Origin of the sequence: Caulobacter mirabilis (assembly GCF_002749615.1) — a bacterium.
Taxonomy (GTDB): Bacteria; Pseudomonadota; Alphaproteobacteria; order Caulobacterales; family Caulobacteraceae; genus Caulobacter; species Caulobacter mirabilis.
This window is the reverse complement of record NZ_CP024201.1, coordinates 148,945-167,583: the sequence shown is the minus strand read 5'-3', so window position 1 is coordinate 167,583 and position 18,639 is coordinate 148,945. Positions and strand designations below refer to the sequence as shown.

Sequence of the window (18,639 nt, the reverse complement as noted above, 5' to 3'; positions counted from 1 at the left end):
GCCCTCCCGTCAGCCGACCCGCGCGGGGATCCGGACCGGCAGCTCCTCGTAGCCCTTCACGAAGCTGGAGTAGACCCGCCGGGGCTCGCCGACGACGTCGATCACCGGATAGCGCTTGAGGATCTCTTCCCAGACCACCCGCAGCTGCATCTCGGCCAGTCGGTTGCCCACGCAGCGGTGGATGCCGAAGCCGAACGACATGTGGTGGCGCGGCCGCTCGCGGTCGATGATGAATTCGTTCGGGCGGTCGATGACCTCGTCGTCGCGGTTTCCCGAGACGTACCACATGGCGACCTTCTCGCCCTTCCTGATGGTCTTGCCGTTCAGGACATAGTCCTCGAGCGCGGTCCGGCGCATGTAGGCCAGCGGCGTCTGGTAGCGGATGATCTCCGACACCATCGACGGGATCAGCGAGGGGTCGGCCCGAAGCTTGTCGTATTCCTTGGGGTTCTGGTTCAGGAACAGCAGGCCGCCGCTGAGCGAGTTGCGGGTGGTGTCATTGCCGCCGACGATCAGCAGGATCAGGTTCCCGAGGTACTCCATGCGGTCCATGTTCCGCGTGGATTCGCCATGGGCCAGCATCGAGATCAGGTCGTGCTTGGGCTCGGAATTCACCCGCTCGTTCCACAGCCGGGTGAAGTAGTCGACGCATTCGAACAGCTCCTCGCGACGCTGCTCCTCGGTCTCGATGATCCCGTTGCCGGGGATGGCGGTGGCCACGTCCGACCAGCGGGTCAGCTTGCGGCGGTCCTCCCAGGGGAAGTCGAACAGCGTCGCCAGCATCTGGGTGGTCAGCTCGATCGAAATCTTGTCGACCCAGTTGAAGGTCTCGCCGACCGGCAGGCTGTCGAGCAGGCCGGCGGCGCGCTCGCGGATGATCGGCTCCAGCTGCATCAGGCTGGCCGGGCTGACGATGGGCGACACCGTCTTGCGTTGCACGTCGTGCTTGGGCGGGTCCATGGCGATGAACATCGGCAGGACGAAGTCCTCGTCGAAGTTCCGCAGCGTGATGCCGCCCTTGAAGGCGTCGGACGAAAACACCTGATGGTTGGTGTCGACTTCCATGATGTCGTTGAACTTGGTGACGGACCAGTAGCCGCCCATCTCTTCGTCGACCTCGCACCAGTGGACGGGGTCTTCCTTCCGCAAGCGCTCGAAGTAAGGCCAGTGGGTGTCGGTGATCCACAGCTCCGGGTCGGCGACATGAATCTGCGAGAGCGGAATGGAGTATGCCCGTTCGCGGGCTTCCTTGTCCCTCTGGGCTCGGCCCAGTTCGAATGCGCCGTCGGCCATGGCGATCTCCCTTATCTTGTCATTGTTCACATGACGCCAGAAAATGACGCCGGTGTCACGACAAGAAGACGCGAAAACGCCCCGGAGGCTGAACCTCCGGGGCGTCCCGGTTGCAGCCCGTCCGGACTCTCCTAGGCGGCGTAGCGGCTGTCCGCCGGCGCGCGATGGATGACCTGGTCGGCGACCTTGAACTGGCGAACCATCACGCCGAGCTGCTCGGCCTCCTGGCGCATCGCGTGCGAGGCGGCGGTGGACTGCTCCACCATGGCGGCGTTCTGCTGGGTGATCTGGTCCATCCGGTTGACCGCGATGTTGACCTCCTTGAGGCCGTTCGACTGCTCGCGCACCGAGCCGCTGATCTGCGAGATCAGGCGGGTGACGTCCGCCACCCGGGTGACGATCCGCTCCAGCGCCTGGCCGGCCTCGCCGACCAGTCCGGCGCCGGTGTCGATCTGGCCGCTGGAGGAGGCGATCAGCGCCTTGATCTCCTTGGCCGCCTCGGCCGAGCGCTGGGCCAGGGCCCGCACTTCCTGGGCGACGACCGCGAAGCCCTTGCCGGCGTCGCCGGCCCGGGCCGCTTCCACGCCGGCGTTCAGCGCCAGCAGGTTGGTCTGGAAGGCGATCTCGTCGATGACGCCGGTGATCTGGCCGATCTGCTTGGACGAGGCTTCGATCTGGGCCATGGCGGCCACCGCGCGGCGGACGACGTCGCCGGATTCCCGGGCCGTCTCGCCGGTCTCGGCGACCATGCGGTCGGCCTCGACGGCGCCCTCGGCGGTGCGCGACACGGCGTCGGTGATCTCGTTGAGGGTGGTCGCCGTCTCCTGCAGGTTCGCGGCCTGGGTTTCGGTGCGGCGCGACAGGTCGTCGGCGGCGGCGCTGCTTTCGCCGGACGCCATCTCGATGCCGTTCGCCCGGGTGGCGATGACGCCCATGATCTCGGAGAGCTGGACGACGGTGGCGTTGAAGTCTGCGCGCAGCGTCTCGTAGGCCGGCGCGAACGGACGGTCGAGGCGGTAGGTCAGGTCGCCGCCGGTCAGGCGACGCAGGCCCTCGGCCAGGCCATCGACGACCTCGGCCTGCTCCTGGGCGCTGGCGGCGCGGGCCCGCTCCTGCTCGGCGCGGGCCGCCTCACGGTCGGACGCGGCCGCCTGTTCGTTCTCGTGGAGTTCGGCCAGCCGCAGCTGGTTGTCGCGGAAGACCACCAGCGACTTGACGATGGCGCCCAGTTCGTCGGCGCGTTTCAGGCCGTCCAGGCTCACCTGGTTGTCGCCGCCCGCGAGCCGCTCGGTGGCGCCAGCGATCTGGATGACGCCCTTGCGGATGGCCAGCACCAGGAAGACGGCCACCGAAGCCACCGTCAGCAGCGCCAGGACGACCAGCGCCGTCGCGATCGCGCCGATGGTCTCGGCGTCGGCCACCGACTTCTGCGCCCGCGCGACCGAGGCGGCGCGGCTGGAGTCCACAGCCTTGGCGAGGACCGCGTTCATCTGGACGTAGGCTTCCTCGAACGGCACCGTGAACTGCGCCGCCGTGGTGGCGTCGGCGTCGAGCATGCCGGTCACCAGCTCGACGGCGTCCTGGTAGGAGCTCAGCTCCTGCGACAGGGCCTGCAGCTGCTTCTTGTTCGCCGGGTCGACGGCGGCCTTGGCGGCGGCGTCGACGTCCTTGCGGATGTCGGTGATCTCGGCGGAGAGCTTGGAGGCGCGCTCCGGAATCTTGTCGGGCTCGATCTCGGCGAGCTTGCCCGTGGTCAGTCGGTAGAGTTCGCCGTGGGCGGCGGTAATCCGCTGGGAGATCGACGCCAGCTTCAGGGCTTCGGGAACGTCGCGTTCGACGACGTGCGTCAGGACGGTCCGCTGGCTGTGGTTCATCCACCAGGACCCGCCGGCGACCAGCGCCAGCGCGATCACGCCGATCAGCGGCGCCAGGCCGACCTTCACGGCCAATGGCGCGTCGTTCAACCTAGGCATACGCATCTGACTTTCCCCCGGCCCGATACTGAAAACACTGGACGGCCACCATTCGGACCGTCCGTAAGCTTGAGGTTAACGCCGCCGGCGGCGCCTGGCTGGGACGCCCCGGCGGCATGGCGATTATTCGCCCGGGAAACGCACCGGGACGCGGATGACGCCGGACTTGCCGCCCATCGGCAGGATCTCGGCGACGCACATGGCGGCCTTCTCGAAGCCGGGCGACGGCGCCTGGCTGGAGATGACCTTGCAGGCGCTCAGCTTGCCGTCGGCGGCGTTGCATTCGAGCGTGATGGTGGCGGCCTGACGAGTGTTGGCGTGCTTGGAGAGGCACGATTCCATCTTGGCCTGGAGATTGTTGGCGGCGGCCGGACCGGCCAGGGACAGCGCGGCCAGCAGGCCGGCGGCGAGGTAAGCGGGATATTTCATCCTAGAACGCCCCTTCTGAGCAATGAACTACGGGAACAACCTCTAGGGACGGGGAAGTTAAGCTCGCCCTTACAGGGAATAACTTTGTTCGCCGGGCGACGGATTTCATGCCGGACCTTGCCGGAGCGCCCGCGGGGGCTCATCTAGGAGGGGTCATGTTCATCCAGACCGAAGCCACGCCGAACCCCGAGGTTCTGAAGTTCCTGCCCGGCCGCGAGGTCCTGACCGAAGGCGCGCGCGAGTTCCGCGACGACGAGGAGGCGAACGCCTCGCCGCTGGCGCGGGCGCTGTTCGACCTGGGCGACGTGACGCGGGTGTTCTTCGGGCCGGACTTCCTGACCGTGACCAAGGCGGAAGGGACCGACTGGGCGCATCTGAAGGCGCCGATCCTGGCCGCGGTCATGGACCATTTCACTTCCGGCGCGCCGATCGTGACCGATGGCGCGGCCCAAGGCCACGACGATGTGGCCTACGAAGGCGAGACCGCCCAGATCGTCGAGGAGATCAAGGACCTGCTCGACACCCGCATCCGTCCGGCCGTGGCCCAGGACGGCGGCGACATCGTCTTCTCGCGCTTCGAGGCGGACACCGGCGTGGTCTACCTGCACATGCGCGGCGCCTGCTCGGGCTGCCCGTCGTCGTCGGCCACGCTGAAGGCCGGCGTCGAGAACATGCTTAAACACTACGTCCCGGAAGTGACGCGGGTCGAGCAGACGCTCTGAAACAACAACGGCGGGCGGAAAACGCTCGCCCGGAACGGCGTTCGCGGCTACTCCCCTGGCAACTCGGTTTGTGTCCGGTGCGGGAAGCCCACATGAAGATGCCGTTCGTCCTGGCCGCCGCCGCGGTCGCCCTGGCCGCTTGTGGCGAAGCTTCCGAACCCGCTTCGGCCCCCGCGCCCAAACCCGCCGCCCCCGCGGCTCCGGCGCTGACCGCGGCCGGGCCGTTCCAGGCGACCAAGACCGGCGTCGGCGCCGTCACCGACCAGACCCGCTTCGACATGGGCGCGCTGGAGAAGGCCTTCCCCGGCGCCCGCGCGGAAACCACCTTCCTCGTCACGCCCGACAACATGGTCGCGGTGCTTTCGCTGTCCGGCGAGAACGGCCTGATCGTCGACGTGGTCGAGAAGAACATGCTCAACCGCGTGGGCCTGATCAACGTCCTGGGCGGCCCGGTGGTCGGCCCCGGCGGCGAGAAGATCGGCGCCCTGCGTTCGGAAACCAGCTTCACCGACGCCCAGTGCGAAGCCGGCAAGGGCCAGAACTACATGACCCGCACGCTGTGCCGCCGCGCCGACGATCCCAACACGACCTATGTCTTCAAGGGCAAGGGCCCCTCGGCGAAAATCGTGGCGATCCGCTGGCTGGCCCCAGGCGAGGCTCTGCCCGACGCCTCGCTGGCGCCGGTCTACAACGACGGCCGCAAGGTTCGCTGACCCACGATCTTTTTCAGCAACACCTCTTGTAGCCGATTTCGCGGCGCCCATATCGGCAACCGTAATTGTTGCTGATGGAGGGACACGATGTCCGCCGCCCTGGCTATTGAACCGTCGCCCGCCCCCGTCGCCGTCCTTAGCGACGCCGGCCGCGACCTGCTGTTCCGCGAAGCCCGCACCCACAACGGATGGTCGGATCGCCCGATCCCCGAGGCGCTGCTGCGCGAGCTCTATGACCTGACCAAGTTCGGCCCGACGGCCGTCAACGCCACCCCCGCGCGCTTCGTCTTCGTGACCAGCGACGAGGGCAAGGCCAAGCTGGCCGAACTCGCCTCGGGCAACAACAAGGCCAAGATCCTCGCCGCCCCCGCCACCGTGATCATCGGCTACGACCTCGACTTCATGGATCACAACGCCAAGCTCTTCCCGCACGCCCCGACCATGCTCGAAGGCATGCGCGGCACCCCGGCGGCGCAGGAGCTGGCCTTCCGCAACAGCTCGCTTCAGGGCGGCTACTTCATCCTGGCGGCCCGCGCGCTCGGCCTGGACACCGGCCCGATGTCGGGCTTCGACAACGCCGCCGTCGACGAGGCCTTCTTCCCGGGCCGGAACGTGAAGTCCAACTTCATCGTCTCGCTGGGCTACGGCAGCGGCGAGAACCTGTTCCCGCGCAGCCCGCGCCTGGATTTCGAGGACGCCGCCCGCTTCGCGTAAGCGCCGGCATGCTCTAGGAACGGTCCGAACCAACCGGACCGTTCCTTGATCCTCGCCTTCGACACCTGCCTGACCGCCTGCTCCGCCGCCCTTCTGGACGGCGAGACCGTGCTCGCCGCCCGTTCCGAAGCCATGCCGCGCGGCCACCAGGAGCGTCTGGCGCCTCTGGTCCGCGAACTGATGGCCGAGGCCCGCGTCGGTTTCTCGGACCTGAGCCGGATCGGCGTGACTGTCGGCCCGGGCTCATTCACCGGCCTGCGCGTCGGGCTGGCCTTCGCCAAGGGCCTGTCGGCGGCCCTGTCGATCCCGGCCGTCGGGGTCGGGACGCTCGAGGCCCTGGCCTATGGAACCGAGGGCTTCGTGACCGCCGTGCTCGATGCGCGCCGCTCCCAGGTCTACGTCCAGCTGTTCGGCGACGGCCGGGCCCTGACGGCGCCCGACGCCCTGACCGCCGAGGACGCCATGGCCCGGATGGCCGAGGTCTATGCCGGCGGCCCGGCGACCCTGATCGGCTCCGGCGCGCCGCTGGTCGCCGACATCCTGCCCCAGGCGCGGACCCAGACGCCTGACGGCCCCGATCCCGTCGCCGTGGCCCGGCTGGCCGCGCGCGGCGCCGACCCGAAACATCCGCCGCGGCCGCTGTACCTGCGCGCGCCCGACGCCAAGCTGCCGACGCTATGAGCCTGCGGCCCGCCGCGCCGGACGAGGCCCCCGCCCTCGCCGCCCTGCACGCCCAGGCCTTCGAACACCCCTGGCCGGAGCGCGAAATCGCCGAGCTGATGACCTCGCCCGGCGTGTTCGCCCTGGTGGTCGAGGACCAGGGCTTCATTCTCTGTCGCGCCGTCGTCGGCGAGGCCGAGATTCTCACGCTGGCGGTCACGCCGGCCCGCAGACGCGGCGGCGTCGGTCGCGCGCTGGTCGAGGCGGCGGCCGGCGTCGCAGCTGAAAGCGGGGCCGAAAGCCTGTTTCTGGAGGTCGCCGACGACAACCTCGCAGCCCTCGCCCTCTACGCCGCGGCGGGTTTCAAGCCGGTCGGGCGGCGCAAGGCCTACTATGCGAGCGGCTCCGACGCTGTCGTGATGCGGCGCGCGCTTAACAGTTGAGCTTTGGACGCCTATCTTGCGGCCGACTCAAGCGGGAGACAGCGCCTTGGATCGCCTGGAAAAGCTTTGTATCGAAAAAGGCATGCGGATGACCGACCAGCGTCGGGTCATTGCGCGCGTGCTGTCGTCCGCCCAGGACCACCCTGACGTAGAAGAGCTGTACCGCCGCGCCCATGCGCTGGATCCGCACATCTCGATCGCCACCGTCTATCGCACGGTGCGCCTGTTCGAGGAGGCCGGCATTATCGAGCGCCACGATTTCCGCGACGGCCGCTCGCGCTACGAAGAGGCGCCGGACGTTCACCACGACCACCTCATCGACATGAAGACCGGCAAGGTCGTCGAGTTCGTCGACGAGGAGATCGAGGCGCTCCAGCACGCCATCGCCCGGAAGCTCGGCTACAAGCTGGTCGACCACCGCCTCGAACTCTACGGCGTGCCGATCGAGGACTAGGACGAGATCCTCTTCCGGGCGCCCCGGCCTTCGCCAGGACGCTCGGAATCGTCCGGCTAGCCTCCCGTCGCGATCCGCGCCGCCTCGGCGATCAGGGCGTCGCGCTCCTTGTCGTTGGCCGGCGAGGCGCTGAGGAAGATCGCCACCGCAAGCCGCCGGCCATCCGGCGTCGTCACCAGGCCGATGTCGTTGGTGGCGATGGCGACCTTGCCCACCATCCCCGACCCGCCCGTCTTGTGCGCCAGCTGCGAGCCGGTCGGCATGCCGACGCGGATGCGCCGCGGGCCGGTCGTCGTCTTTCGCATCAGATCCAGCAGCAGGGCGGTCGAGGCCGGCGAGACCAACTCGCCCGCCGCCAGCTGGCGCAGGAACGCCCCCGCCGCGCGTGGGGTCACGGTGTCCCGCGGGTCGGCCATGAAGCCCTCGGCCCCCAGTCGCCGAATGTCCGCGCCCAGGGCGCGCTCGTCGCGATCCAACCGGAAGCCCTCGATCCCCTTGCCGCGCATATAGGCGGTGACCGCCGGCGGGCCGCCGATCAACGGCAACAGGGCGTCCGTGGCGGTGTTGTCGCTCTGACTCACCGCATAGCCGAGCAGTTCGCGCACCGTGAAGGTCAAGGGCTCGCCCTTGAACTGGTCTGCGACGATGGTCGGCCCGCCGCGCAGGTCTTCCTTGCGGATCGTCACCTTGTGCTCCAGCGACAGCGCGCCGGCGTCGACCTGGGCCAGGACCGCCGCCGCCATGGGCGCCTTGAAGACGCTCATCATCGGCCGGGGGGCGTCGGCCTCGACCCCGGCGCTCCAGCCGGTCGCCAGGTCCTCGACATAGACGCCCAGCACGCCGGGTTGGGCCCGCAGACTCAGCTCGGCAAGCCGGCGCTCGGTCGCCGAAGCCTGGACCACCGCGGCCGGGTCGGCCGCCGCCGAACGGCTGCAGGCGCTGGCCGCCGCCAGCAGGCTGACGGCGAGAAAGGCCTTTGCCAGTTTATGGGTGGTGCGCGTCGCTACGCGGCTCGTGATGACGTTCCGGTCCATGAAACCCTGCTCCAATAAGGATGAGGCCTGGACATTGGCGATCGAAACGGCAGGATCGCAAACGACCCTTTCTCGCCGCTGACATTAGCTGAATTTGGCCAACGTCCAGACCCGCCCCTATCTGCCGCTCAACGCCCTGCGCGCTTTCGAGGCCTCGGCGCGGCACCTCAGCTTCACCCGGGCGGCCGGCGAGCTGTGCGTGACCCAGGCCGCCATCAGCCACCAGGTGAAGGCGTTGGAGCAGCGGCTGGGCAGGCCCCTGTTCCGCCGCCTGCCTCGCGGGCTGGCTATCACCGACGAGGGCCTGGCCCTGCTGCCGAGCCTGACCGAAGCCTTCGACCGCATGGGCGAGGCGCTTGAGCGGTTCGAGGGCGGACAGATGCGCCAGGTGCTGACCGTCGGCGCCGTCGGCGCCTTCGCGGTCGGCTGGCTGCTGCCCAGACTGGCGGACTTCCGCGAGCGCCACCCCTTCGTCGATCTGCGCTTGCTGACCAACAACAACAAGGTCGACCCGGCGGCCGAAGGTCTGGACTACGCCGTCCGCTACGGCGACGGAGCCTGGCATCAGACCGAAGCGGGCAAGCTGTTCGACGTCGCCCTGTCGCCGCTCTGTTCGCCCAGGCTGGCCGCCCGGCTCCACGAGCCCGCGGACCTCGCGCGCCAGCCCCTGCTGCGCTCCTACCGCGCCGATGAGTGGCCGGCCTGGTTCGCCGCCGCCGGAACCGCCGCCCCGCCGATCCGCGGACCGGTGTTCGACACCTCCCTGGCCATGGTCCAGGCCGCGGCCCACGGCGAGGGCGTGGCGCTGGCGCCGCCCCTCCTGTTCGAGGGCGACCTGCGCTCGGAACGCATCGTCCAACCCTTCCCGACGACGGTCGCGACCGGCGCCTACTGGCTGACGCGGCTCAAGACCCGGCCCGCCACGGAAGCCATGGAAGCGTTCCGCCGCTGGCTTCTGGAGCAGACCGCCGCTTGATCGGAGGGGCCCTCGACCCCATAACGCCGCTCATGACCCAGTCCGCGCCGGAAAAGCGCCTCTACATCAAGACCTACGGCTGTCAGATGAACGTCTACGACAGCGAGCGCATGGCCGACGTCCTGCGCCCGCTGGGCTATGGCGTGACCAACGATCCCGAAGGCGCCGACCTGGTGGTGCTGAACACCTGCCACATCCGCGAGAAGGCCACCGAAAAGGTCTACTCCGAGCTCGGCCAGATCAAGCTGATGAAGTCCCGCAAGGCCGAGGCCGGCGGGACCATGAACGTCGTCGTGGCCGGCTGCGTGGCCCAGGCCGAGGGGGCCGAGATCATGCGCCGCCAGCCGGCGGTGGACCTGGTCGTCGGCCCGCAGGCCTATCACCAGATCCCCGAGCTGATCGCCAAGGCGCACCGCGCGACCGGGGAGCGGCTGTCGGCCGACTTCGCGCCGGATGAGAAGTTCGACGCCCTGCCCGCCGACCGGCAGGTGACCGGCGTCACCGCCTTCCTCACCGTGCAGGAGGGCTGCGACAAGTTCTGCACCTTCTGCGTGGTGCCCTATACCCGCGGCGGCGAGTGGTCGCGTCCGGCCGACGCCATCCTGGCCGAGGCCCGGGTGCTGGCTGACAAGGGCGTGCGGGAGGTCACCCTGCTGGGCCAGAACGTCAACGCCTACGACGGCTGCGAGGGCGGCCTGGCCGGCCTCGTCCGCAAGCTGGCGAAGATCGATGGCGTCGACCGCATCCGCTACACGACCAGCCACCCGCGCGACATGGACGAGGCCCTGATCGCGGCCCATGGCGAGCTGCCGGAGCTGATGCCCTATCTGCACCTGCCGGTGCAGGCCGGCAGCGACAAGATCCTCAAGGCGATGAACCGCGCCCATACCGCCGAGAGCTACATCCGCCTGATCGAGAAGATCCGCGCCGCGCGGCCGGACATCGCCATCAGCGGCGACCTGATCGTCGGCTTCCCCGGCGAGCGGGACGGCGACTTCGAGGCGACGATGAACCTCGTCCGCGAGGTCGGATACGCCGCCTGCTTCTCGTTCAAATACAGCCGCCGACCGGGCACCCCGGCCTCGGCGATGCCCGGCCAGGTGGCCGAGGAGCTCAAGGACGAGCGCCTGCAGCGCCTGAACGCCCTGCTCGGCGAGCAGCAGCAGGCCTTCAACGAGTCCGTCGTCGGCCGCGTCGCGCCGGTGCTGATCGAGAAGCCCGGCCGCCACGCCGGCCAGATCGGCGGCCGCTCGCCCTGGCTGCAGCCGGTGCACATCGACGGGCCGGAATCGCTGATCGGCCGGATCGTGCCGGTGCGCATCGACGCGGCGACCCGCAACAGCCTGTCGGGCTCGCTCGTTCCGGAAACAGCATGAGTCAGAAGCCCGAGTTCCTTCCGCTGTCCGACGAGGCGGTCCGCGCCGTCTCAGGGGCCGGCGGCCGCCACGCGGCCCTGATCGAGGACGCCTTCAAGGTGCTGGTCGAGACGCCGGGCGGCGGGGTCTCGATCTCCGGCGACCTGCGCAGCCGCGGCGCCGCCAAGCGCGCCATTCTGGCCTTGGCCGATCGCGCCGACGCCGGCGAGGAGGTCGCGGACGCCGACGTCCGCGTCGCCATCGGCGAAGCCCGCTCGGGCGATGGCGGCGATCGCGAGCGCGGCGGCAAGGGGGCGCCGTCCGGCGGCGCGCGCCGCGGCCTGGTCTCGCCCAAGACCGCAACCCAGGCCCGCTACATGGAGATGCTTGGGCGGTACGACGTCACCTTCGGCCTCGGCCCGGCCGGCACCGGCAAGACCTTCCTGGCCGTGGCTCACGGCGCGGGCATGTTGCTGCGCGGCGACGTCGATCGCCTGATCATCACCCGCCCCGCCGTCGAGGCCGGCGAGAAGCTCGGCTTCCTGCCCGGCGACCTGACCGAGAAGGTCGACCCCTACATGGCCCCGGTCTGGGAATCCCTGACCCAGATCATCGGAACCGAGCAGCTGCGCCGCCGCCGCGACAAGGGCGAGATCGAGGTCGCCCCGATCGCTTTCATGCGCGGGCGCACGCTGAGCCACGCCTATGTCATCGTCGACGAGGCCCAGAACACCAGCCGCCTGCAGATGAAGATGGTCCTGACCCGCCTGGGCGAGGGCTCGCGCATGGCGGTGACCGGCGATCCGAGCCAGATCGACCTCCTGAACCCGGCCGACAGCGGCCTGGCTCACGCCGTGGCGATCCTGGAGGACGTCGAGGGCGTCGGCGTGACCCGCTTCAGCGCCGCGGACGTCGTCCGCCATCCGATGGTGGCCCGCATCGTCAAGGCCTACGACGACGACGCGGCCAAGCGCGCCGGCAAGGCATGAGCGACATCGACATCGAGATCGAGGACGACGCCTGGACGACGGCCCTGCCGAAATCCGAGACGGTCGCCCTGGCGGCGGCGCAGGCGGCGCTGGATGGAGACGGCGGCGTCACCATCCTATTGACCGACGATGCCACGGTGGCCGACCTGAACCAGCGCTTCCGCAACAAGGCCGGCCCGACCAACGTGCTGTCCTTTCCGGCGCCGGAGAACCCCGAAGGTCATCTGGGCGACATAGCGCTGGCCTATGGCGTCTGTGCGCGCGAGGCTGAGGAACAGGGCAAGCCGTTCGCTCATCATCTGCAACACCTGGTGGCTCACGGCGTGCTACATCTCCTGGGATACGACCACCTCGAAGAGGAGGAGGCCGAGGAGATGGAAGACCTGGAACGGCGTATACTGGCCGGACTGGGCGTTCCCAATCCCTATGCCTGACCCTAGCCGGAAACCGATGCCGAGTTCAGACGACTCCAGTCCGCAGCCCGCAGAGCCCCCCCGACGAAGCCGGGGGCTGAGGGCCCTTTTCCGACGCCTTCGCCGCGACCTGTCCGGCGAACCCGTGGCCGAGCTGGAGGCCACGCCCGCGCATGCCGCGGCGGCCGCCCTGGTCGGCCAGGCGCGCGCCTTCCAGACCCTGACGGTCGACGACGTGATGACGCCGCGGGCCGACATCATCGCCGTGGACATCTCGACCAGCTTCGACGCGCTGGTCGCGCAGTTCGTCGAGACCGAGCATAGCCGCCTGCCCATCTACCGCGACACGCTCGACCAGCCGGTCGGGGTGGTCCACATCAAGGACGTCTTCCGCGCCGTCGCCGGCAAGGGCCGCAAGCCGGCCGGGACCTCGGAGGTGTTGAAGCGCCTGAAGCGCGAAATCCTCTATGTCCCAACCTCGATGAAGGCCGCGGATCTGCTGGCTCAAATGCAGAAGAGCCGCGTCCACATGGCCCTCGTCATCGACGAGCATGGCGGGACCGAAGGCCTGGTGACCCTCGAGGACCTGATCGAGGCGGTCGTCGGCGAGATCGACGACGAGCACGACGAGGCCGCGGTCAGCGGCGTCGTCGCCCGCGCGGGCGGCGTGTTCGACGCGGACGCCCGAGCGCCGCTCGAGGACCTGGAAGCCGCGCTCGGCGCGGAAGACCTGTCGCCCGCCAACCTCGACGAGGAGATCGACACTGTCGGCGGCCTGGTCACGGCGATCGCCGGCCGGGTCCCGCGCCGCGGCGAGGTGGTGACCCATCCCGCCGGCTACGATCTCGAGGTGGTCGACGCCGATCCGCGGCGGGTGAAGCGCGTCCGCGTCCGCCCGCGCCGGACGGACGACGCGGCCGAGGCGCCCGCCGCGTGAAGGACTGGCTGGCGCGCATCCCCCGCTGGCTGATCGCGCTGCTGGCCGGCGCCGCGGCGGCGCTCGCCCATCCGCCCTGGGGCCTGCTGCCCGGACTGCTCGGCTATGCGGTCCTGCTGTGGCTGGTCGATGAGGCGGCGACCGCGGACCGGCCGCTGCGCTCGGCCTTCTGGCGCGGCTGGCTGGCCGGCGCCGCCTACTTCGGGATCGGCACATGGTGGGTCGCCGAGGCCTTCCTGGTCGACATCGCCGCGCACGGCTGGATGGCGCCGTTCGCGGTGCTGCTGATGGCCGGCGGCGTGGCGCTGTTCTGGGGGGCGGCGGCCCTGGCGTACCGCTGGATCGGCGCGACCGACCTGACGCGGCCCGTGATCTTCGCAGGCGTGTTCACCGCCTTCGAATGGCTGCGCGGACACGTGCTGACCGGCTTTCCCTGGAACCTGCCCGGCGAGACCTGGCGCGCCGGATCGGCGATGTCCCAGTCGGCCAGCCTGTTCGGCGCCTACGGCCTGACCTTCGTCACCCTCGCCATCGCCTGCACCTTCGTGCTCTGGAGCCGCAGGAGCGAGGGGCGACCCAGGTACATTCCCCTCGGCGTCGCCGCCGGTCTGCTCGGCGCCCTATGGACCTGGGGCGCGATGCGCATCGCCGACGCCGAGCCGGACCATTCGGAGGGCGTCCGCGTCCGCATCGTCCAGGCGGACGTCAAACAGGCGGCCAAGTACGACCCCGCCCATTTCAGGCGCATCGTCGACGCCTATGTCGACCTGACTCGCCGTCCGCCGCCCCAGGGGAGGGGCCCCGCCCACATCGTCATCTGGCCCGAGGGCGCCATTCCCGCCTCGGCCAACGAGTACCTGGCGCCGGGCGCCTGGACGCGCGACGCCATCGAGGGCGCCTTGGCCCCAGGCCAGATCCTGATGGTCGGCGCCTATCGCTTCGAGACCGCGCAGCAGGTCTACAACAGCCTGGTGGTCGTCGAGCGCTCGCCGACCCGCGGCCTGGTTCCGATCGGCGTCTACGACAAGTACAGACTGGTGCCGTTCGGGGAGTACATGCCGCTCGACGGACTGGCGACGAAGCTGGGCTTCAAGACGCTGGTCAAGGTCGGCGACGGCTTCGCCGCCGGCCCGCCGCCCCAGCCGCTGGTCATCGCCGACCTGCCCGTGTTCCAGCCGCTGATCTGCTACGAGGCCCTGTACCCTGGCTTCGTCCAGGCCGGCCGCAGGGCGTCCGGCCAGACGCCGGACTTCATCGTCAACGTCTCCAACGACGCCTGGTTCGGCTCGACCAGCGGCCCGCGGCAGCATCTGAACCTCGCCAGCTATCGCGCCATCGAGAGCGGCGTCCCGATCCTGCGGTCGACGCCGACGGGCGTCTCGGCGGTGATCGACGCCCTGGGCAGAACCGGACCCGGCGCCCTCGACCTCGGCGAGACCGGCGTGATCGACGCCGTAATCCCTCAGCAGCGGTTCGAGACCCTCTACAACCGGCTGGGCGATTGGCCGCTGATTATCGCGCTAGGTTTCACCCTCGGGTTGATTCTACGTATTCGGGTAGTCCTGCCCTTGAAAAGACGGCAGAATGGGGTGAAGGGGGGATAGAGAGAAACCGCTGTTTTCCCTGACTAGGCGCCCATGACGACCACCACCGAAACGGACCGCTCCCCCAATCCCGTCGATCTTCACGTCGGCGGACGCATTCGCATGCGCCGGAAACTCCTCGGAGTTTCGCAGGAGCGGCTGGCCGACGACCTGGGCCTGACCTTCCAGCAGGTGCAGAAGTACGAACGCGGCGCCAACCGCGTCAGCGCTTCCAAGCTGTATGAGATCGCCAAGTCTCTTCAGACCTCGATCGCCTACTTCTTCGACGGCCTCGTCGATCCGTCCACGGCGCGCGCCGAAGGCGTTTCGGACAGCGGCGCCGAGCCCTTCATCCATGACTTCCTGATGACCCCGGAAGGACTGGAGCTGGCGGCGCTGTTCCCCAAGATCAAGCGCGGCCGCGTCCGTCGCCGCATCCTCGATCTCGTCCGCTCGATGGCCGAGGAAGAGGACGGCGAAGGCGACGCCGAGTAGGCGCGGACCTCGCGCAGAAGCCATGAGACGGGCGGCCGCCGCGAGGGGCCGCCCGTTTTCGTTCGCGCGCACACACAGCCGCTTGCCGACATAAAGATGTCTTTATATGTTCCGGGCCTCGCCCCTGGGGGGCGTCTACGCCGCAATGGAGTCTCTCTTGGGTCGCTCGTCGTATATCTTCACCAGCGAAAGCGTGTCCGAAGGCCATCCGGACAAGGTCGCCGACCGCATCAGCGACACCGTCGTCGACGCCTTCCTGGCCGCCGACCCGGAGGCGCGGGTCGCCTGTGAGACCCTGGTGACGACCAACCGCATCGTGCTGGCCGGCGAAGTCCGGGCCGGCAAGCCCGGCGGCGACAAGGCCGCCAACAAGGCCCTGACCAAGGACATCATCAAGTCGCTGGAGCCCAAGGTCCGCGCCGCGGTGAAGGACATCGGCTACGAGCAGAAGGGCTTCCACTGGGAGAAGGCCAAGTACGCCTGCTACCTGCACGGCCAGTCCGCGCACATCGCCCAGGGCGTCGACGCGTCTGACAAGAAGGACGAGGGCGCCGGCGACCAGGGCATCATGTTCGGCTACGCCAGCACCGAGACTCCGGAGCTGATGCCGGCCACCCTGCAGTACAGCCACAACATCCTGAAGCGCCTGGCCGAGCTGCGCCACAGCGGCGAGCTGTCCGAGCTGGAGCCGGACGCCAAGAGCCAGGTCACGCTGGAGTACGACGGCAGCGGCGTGCCGCAGCGCGTCGTCTCGATCGTCGTCTCGCACCAGCACAAGAAGAAGATCGACGGCAAGGCCGCGACCTCCAAGCGCGTGCTCGACCTGATCAAGCCGCACATCCTGCCGATCTTCCCGGAAGGCCTGATCACCAAGAAGACGCAATGGCTGGTCAACCCGACCGGCCGGTTCGAGATCGGCGGACCGGACGGCGACGCCGGCCTGACCGGCCGCAAGATCATCGTCGACACCTATGGCGGCGCGGCCCCGCACGGCGGCGGCGCCTTCTCGGGCAAGGACCCGACCAAGGTCGACCGCTCGGCCGCCTACGCCTGCCGCTACCTGGCCAAGAACGTAGTCGCCGCCGGCCTGGCCGAGCGCTGCACGATCCAGATCGCCTACGCCATCGGCGTGGCCAAGCCGGTCTCGTTCCACGTTGACCTGCACGGCACGGGCAAGGTCGATCCCGCCCTGCTGGAGAAGATCCTGCCGGAGCTGATCAACGGCGCCACGCCGCGCGCCATCCGCGAACACCTGCAGCTGAACAAGCCGATCTACGCCCGCACCGCCGCCTACGGCCACTTCGGCCGCACGCCGGACAACGAAGGCGGCTTCAGCTGGGAGAAGACGGACCTGGTTCCGGAACTCCAACGCCTGACCAACGCCTAATCCAGATCGGGGACATGCTCCGCCAAGCGGCGCCTGTCCCCATCAATCTTCGGGAGGGGACACGCACTGAAGTGCATGTCCCCTTTTCTGTTATAGACCGCCCCATGACCGTGAACCCCCAGCAGCCCCACGGCGCCCTGCGCAGCTATGGCCGGATCAAGTCGCGCCCGATCAAGGCGCGGCAGGCGGCGCTGCTCGACACCCTGGCGCCCCAGGTCGACCTGCCGGCCGGGCCGTTCGATCCGCGCGACCTCAAGCCCGACGCTCGCGAAATCTGGCTGGAGATCGGCTTCGGCGGCGGGGAGCACATGGCCGGCCAGGCCGAGCGCGATCCCGGGCTGCTGATCATGGGCGTCGAGCCCTTCCTGAACGGGGTCGCCAGCGCCCTGCGCCATGTCGAAGAGCGGGGGCTGACCAACCTGCGCGTCCACCAGGGCGACGCCCGCGACGTGGTCGACCGCCTGCCGGACGGCTGCCTGGACCGCATCTTCATCCTGTTTCCCGACCCCTGGCCCAAGGCGCGCCACCACAAGCGGCGCATCGTCCAGACCGAGTTCCTGGCCGCGCTGCATCGAGTGCTGAAGCCCGGCGGACGGCTGCGCTTCGCGACGGACTGGGCCGCCTACGCCGACTGGACCCTGGAACGCCTGCTCGGCGGCGGCCTGTTCGACTGGCCCGCCGAGCGAGCGGACGATTGGCGGACGCCGCCCGCCGACCACCTGACGACCCGCTATGAGGAGAAGCGGCTGGGCGACTGCGCGCCGGTGTTCCTCGACGTCGTGGCGGTTGCGGCCTGAGCCTCCGGCGCGGGTGAGGTTCGCCTCCCGGGTGAAACCCTGATCCCGCCTCGCGGGAACAGCCTGATGGCGATGACTCTCGGAAACGACGATCTAGCAGAGGCGCACCCCGCGCCCGACCGATCTCGTCCGCCCTCAGGAGACACGGCGTGGCCCCCTCCGCCGCCCTCCCCGAACCGAACCCTTCCGCCGTCCCGGCCTTCTACCAGGCGACGCTCGACGCCCTGCCCTCGTGCGTCGCTCTGATCGACAGCGTCGGCGATATCATCGCGGTGAACGCCGCCTGGCGACGCTTCGGCGAGGAGAACGGTCTGGCCGACCCCGCTCATGGCGTCGGGCGGAACTACCTTGAGATCTGCGAGACCGCTCGCCATCCCGACGGCGCCGCCGTCGCCGCTGGACTGCGCGCCCTGCTGGCCGGCGCGCCCGGCCCCTTCCGGCACGAATACGAATGCCCGTCGCCGGCCGGAGCGGCCTGGGGTCGGCTGTCCGCCCTGCGGCTGGAGCCGCCCGGCCTGCCCGCCCCCTGCGTGATGATCCTCCACGACGATGTCACCGCCCGCCGCGAGGCCGAGCGCGGGCTGCGGGAGATCGCCGCGGGCCTGCTGCTGGCCGAGGACGCCGAGCGCCGCCGGATCGGCCGCGAGCTGCACGACGGCGTCGCCCAGCAGCTGACCGCCGCGCGACTGATGCTGGGGCGCTTCGCCGCCAACGACGGCGATCCGGCGACCGGCCCCCTGGCCGAGGCCGCCAACGTGCTGTCGGCGGCGATCGTCGAGCTGCGCACGCTGTCCTACCTGTTGCACCCGCCCATGCTGGAGCCTCTGGGCCTGGCCGCGGCCCTGCGTCAGTACGCCGGCGGCTTCTCGCGACGGACCGGCGTCGCCGTGACGCTGGACATCGAGACGCCCTTCCCACGGCTCTCCGCCGCCATGGAGATCGCCCTCTACCGGATGGCGCAGGAGGCGCTCGACAACGTCCACCGCCACTCCGGAAGCCGCCGGGCGGAGGTCGCGCTGGCGGTCGACCACGGCCTGGTCCGGATGACCGTCCGCGACTACGGCGCCGGGCTGGCCGACGGTTCGGAAGCCGGCGGGGCCGGCCTGCAGGGCATGCGGCTTCGCCTGCAGGAACTGGGCGGCGGCTTTCGCCTTGCAGACGCCCGTCCGGGGCTGGTCGTGGCCGCCGAACTGCCCGCGCCCTCGTCCCTCTTCCATAGCGCGTCCTGACCGGCTATATTGCTCCTACATCGTTTGATCGCGCTGGATGGCG

The 18,639-nt window shown here is 69.6% G+C and carries 20 protein-coding genes; 16 read left to right on the top strand and 4 right to left on the bottom strand.

What is annotated here, in order from left to right; genetic code table 11:
- Positions 1–9: 9 nt before the first annotated feature.
- From CSW64_RS00880 to CSW64_RS00870, 3 genes are all read right to left on the bottom strand, one after another.
- The gene (locus CSW64_RS00880; protein WP_099620318.1) at positions 10–1,293 is read right to left on the bottom strand and encodes a cytochrome P450; all 1,284 of its coding nucleotides are present in this window, start codon (positions 1,291–1,293) and stop codon (positions 10–12) included.
- 131 nt (positions 1,294–1,424) lie between these two features.
- Positions 1,425–3,272: a methyl-accepting chemotaxis protein gene (locus CSW64_RS00875; RefSeq protein ID WP_150131298.1), complete on the bottom strand. Its 1,848-nt coding sequence runs from the start codon at positions 3,270–3,272 to the stop codon at positions 1,425–1,427.
- A gap of 117 nt (positions 3,273–3,389) precedes the next feature.
- A complete protein-coding gene (locus CSW64_RS00870; RefSeq protein WP_099620316.1) occupies positions 3,390–3,695 on the bottom strand; it encodes a hypothetical protein in 306 nt (101 codons plus the stop codon).
- 155 nt (positions 3,696–3,850) lie between these two features.
- On the opposite strand from CSW64_RS00870, the gene CSW64_RS00865 reads away from it, so the two are divergent.
- The 6 genes from CSW64_RS00865 to CSW64_RS00840 all read left to right on the top strand — a co-directional run bounded on the left by CSW64_RS00865 (position 3,851) and on the right by CSW64_RS00840 (position 7,401).
- Positions 3,851–4,417, top strand: coding sequence for a NifU family protein (locus CSW64_RS00865; RefSeq protein WP_099620315.1), 567 nt, complete (start codon positions 3,851–3,853; stop codon positions 4,415–4,417).
- A 92-nt stretch (positions 4,418–4,509) separates the two neighbouring features.
- The gene (locus CSW64_RS00860; protein ID WP_099620314.1) at positions 4,510–5,130 is read left to right on the top strand and encodes a hypothetical protein; all 621 of its coding nucleotides are present in this window, start codon (positions 4,510–4,512) and stop codon (positions 5,128–5,130) included.
- Positions 5,131–5,217: 87 nt separating this feature from the next.
- Positions 5,218–5,844 (top strand): malonic semialdehyde reductase, encoded by a 627-nt coding sequence (locus CSW64_RS00855; protein WP_099620313.1) that lies wholly within the window; start codon positions 5,218–5,220, stop codon positions 5,842–5,844.
- A 45-nt stretch (positions 5,845–5,889) separates the two neighbouring features.
- Positions 5,890–6,525, top strand: a complete 636-nt coding sequence (gene tsaB, locus CSW64_RS00850) for a tRNA (adenosine(37)-N6)-threonylcarbamoyltransferase complex dimerization subunit type 1 TsaB (RefSeq protein ID WP_099620312.1) — start codon at positions 5,890–5,892, stop codon at positions 6,523–6,525.
- The gene (gene rimI, locus CSW64_RS00845; RefSeq protein ID WP_099620311.1) at positions 6,522–6,947 is read left to right on the top strand and encodes a ribosomal protein S18-alanine N-acetyltransferase; all 426 of its coding nucleotides are present in this window, start codon (positions 6,522–6,524) and stop codon (positions 6,945–6,947) included. Before tsaB ends, rimI begins: the two co-directional genes overlap by 4 nt.
- 46 nt (positions 6,948–6,993) lie before the next feature.
- The gene (locus CSW64_RS00840) at positions 6,994–7,401 is read left to right on the top strand and encodes a Fur family transcriptional regulator (protein WP_099620310.1); all 408 of its coding nucleotides are present in this window, start codon (positions 6,994–6,996) and stop codon (positions 7,399–7,401) included.
- Between the two features lie 56 nt (positions 7,402–7,457).
- Here CSW64_RS00840 and bla read toward each other — a convergent pair whose 3' ends face one another.
- The gene (gene bla, locus CSW64_RS00835) at positions 7,458–8,435 is read right to left on the bottom strand and encodes a class A beta-lactamase (RefSeq protein ID WP_099620309.1); all 978 of its coding nucleotides are present in this window, start codon (positions 8,433–8,435) and stop codon (positions 7,458–7,460) included.
- 94 nt (positions 8,436–8,529) lie between these two features.
- Between bla and CSW64_RS00830 the strand changes: the two genes are divergently transcribed.
- From CSW64_RS00830 to CSW64_RS00785, 10 genes are all read left to right on the top strand, one after another.
- Entirely contained in the window at positions 8,530–9,411 is an 882-nt protein-coding gene (locus CSW64_RS00830) for a LysR family transcriptional regulator (RefSeq protein WP_216361217.1), read from the top strand.
- Between the two features lie 32 nt (positions 9,412–9,443).
- Complete coding sequence (miaB, locus tag CSW64_RS00825; protein WP_099620308.1) at positions 9,444–10,787, top strand: tRNA (N6-isopentenyl adenosine(37)-C2)-methylthiotransferase MiaB; 1,344 nt, start codon at positions 9,444–9,446, stop codon at positions 10,785–10,787.
- Positions 10,784–11,755, top strand: coding sequence for a PhoH family protein (locus CSW64_RS00820; protein WP_099620307.1), 972 nt, complete (start codon positions 10,784–10,786; stop codon positions 11,753–11,755). The genes miaB and CSW64_RS00820 overlap by 4 nt, the downstream gene beginning before the upstream one ends.
- Entirely contained in the window at positions 11,752–12,189 is a 438-nt protein-coding gene (ybeY, locus tag CSW64_RS00815) for an rRNA maturation RNase YbeY (protein ID WP_099620306.1), read from the top strand. The genes CSW64_RS00820 and ybeY overlap by 4 nt, the downstream gene beginning before the upstream one ends.
- A gap of 16 nt (positions 12,190–12,205) precedes the next feature.
- A complete protein-coding gene (locus CSW64_RS00810) occupies positions 12,206–13,105 on the top strand; it encodes a hemolysin family protein (protein ID WP_099620305.1) in 900 nt (299 codons plus the stop codon).
- Positions 13,102–14,709 (top strand): apolipoprotein N-acyltransferase, encoded by a 1,608-nt coding sequence (gene lnt, locus CSW64_RS00805; protein WP_099620304.1) that lies wholly within the window; start codon positions 13,102–13,104, stop codon positions 14,707–14,709. Before CSW64_RS00810 ends, lnt begins: the two co-directional genes overlap by 4 nt.
- Before the next feature lie 33 nt (positions 14,710–14,742).
- Complete coding sequence (locus tag CSW64_RS00800) at positions 14,743–15,183, top strand: helix-turn-helix domain-containing protein (RefSeq protein WP_099620303.1); 441 nt, start codon at positions 14,743–14,745, stop codon at positions 15,181–15,183.
- Between the two features lie 157 nt (positions 15,184–15,340).
- Entirely contained in the window at positions 15,341–16,570 is a 1,230-nt protein-coding gene (metK, locus tag CSW64_RS00795) for a methionine adenosyltransferase (RefSeq protein ID WP_099624062.1), read from the top strand.
- Between the two features lie 104 nt (positions 16,571–16,674).
- The gene (trmB, locus tag CSW64_RS00790) at positions 16,675–17,367 is read left to right on the top strand and encodes a tRNA (guanosine(46)-N7)-methyltransferase TrmB (RefSeq protein WP_099620302.1); all 693 of its coding nucleotides are present in this window, start codon (positions 16,675–16,677) and stop codon (positions 17,365–17,367) included.
- A 149-nt stretch (positions 17,368–17,516) separates the two neighbouring features.
- Positions 17,517–18,596 carry a sensor histidine kinase gene (locus tag CSW64_RS00785; protein ID WP_099620301.1) on the top strand — a complete coding sequence of 360 codons (1,080 nt, stop codon included), beginning with the start codon at positions 17,517–17,519 and terminating at the stop codon, positions 18,594–18,596.
- The last annotated feature ends 43 nt before the right edge of the window (positions 18,597–18,639 follow it).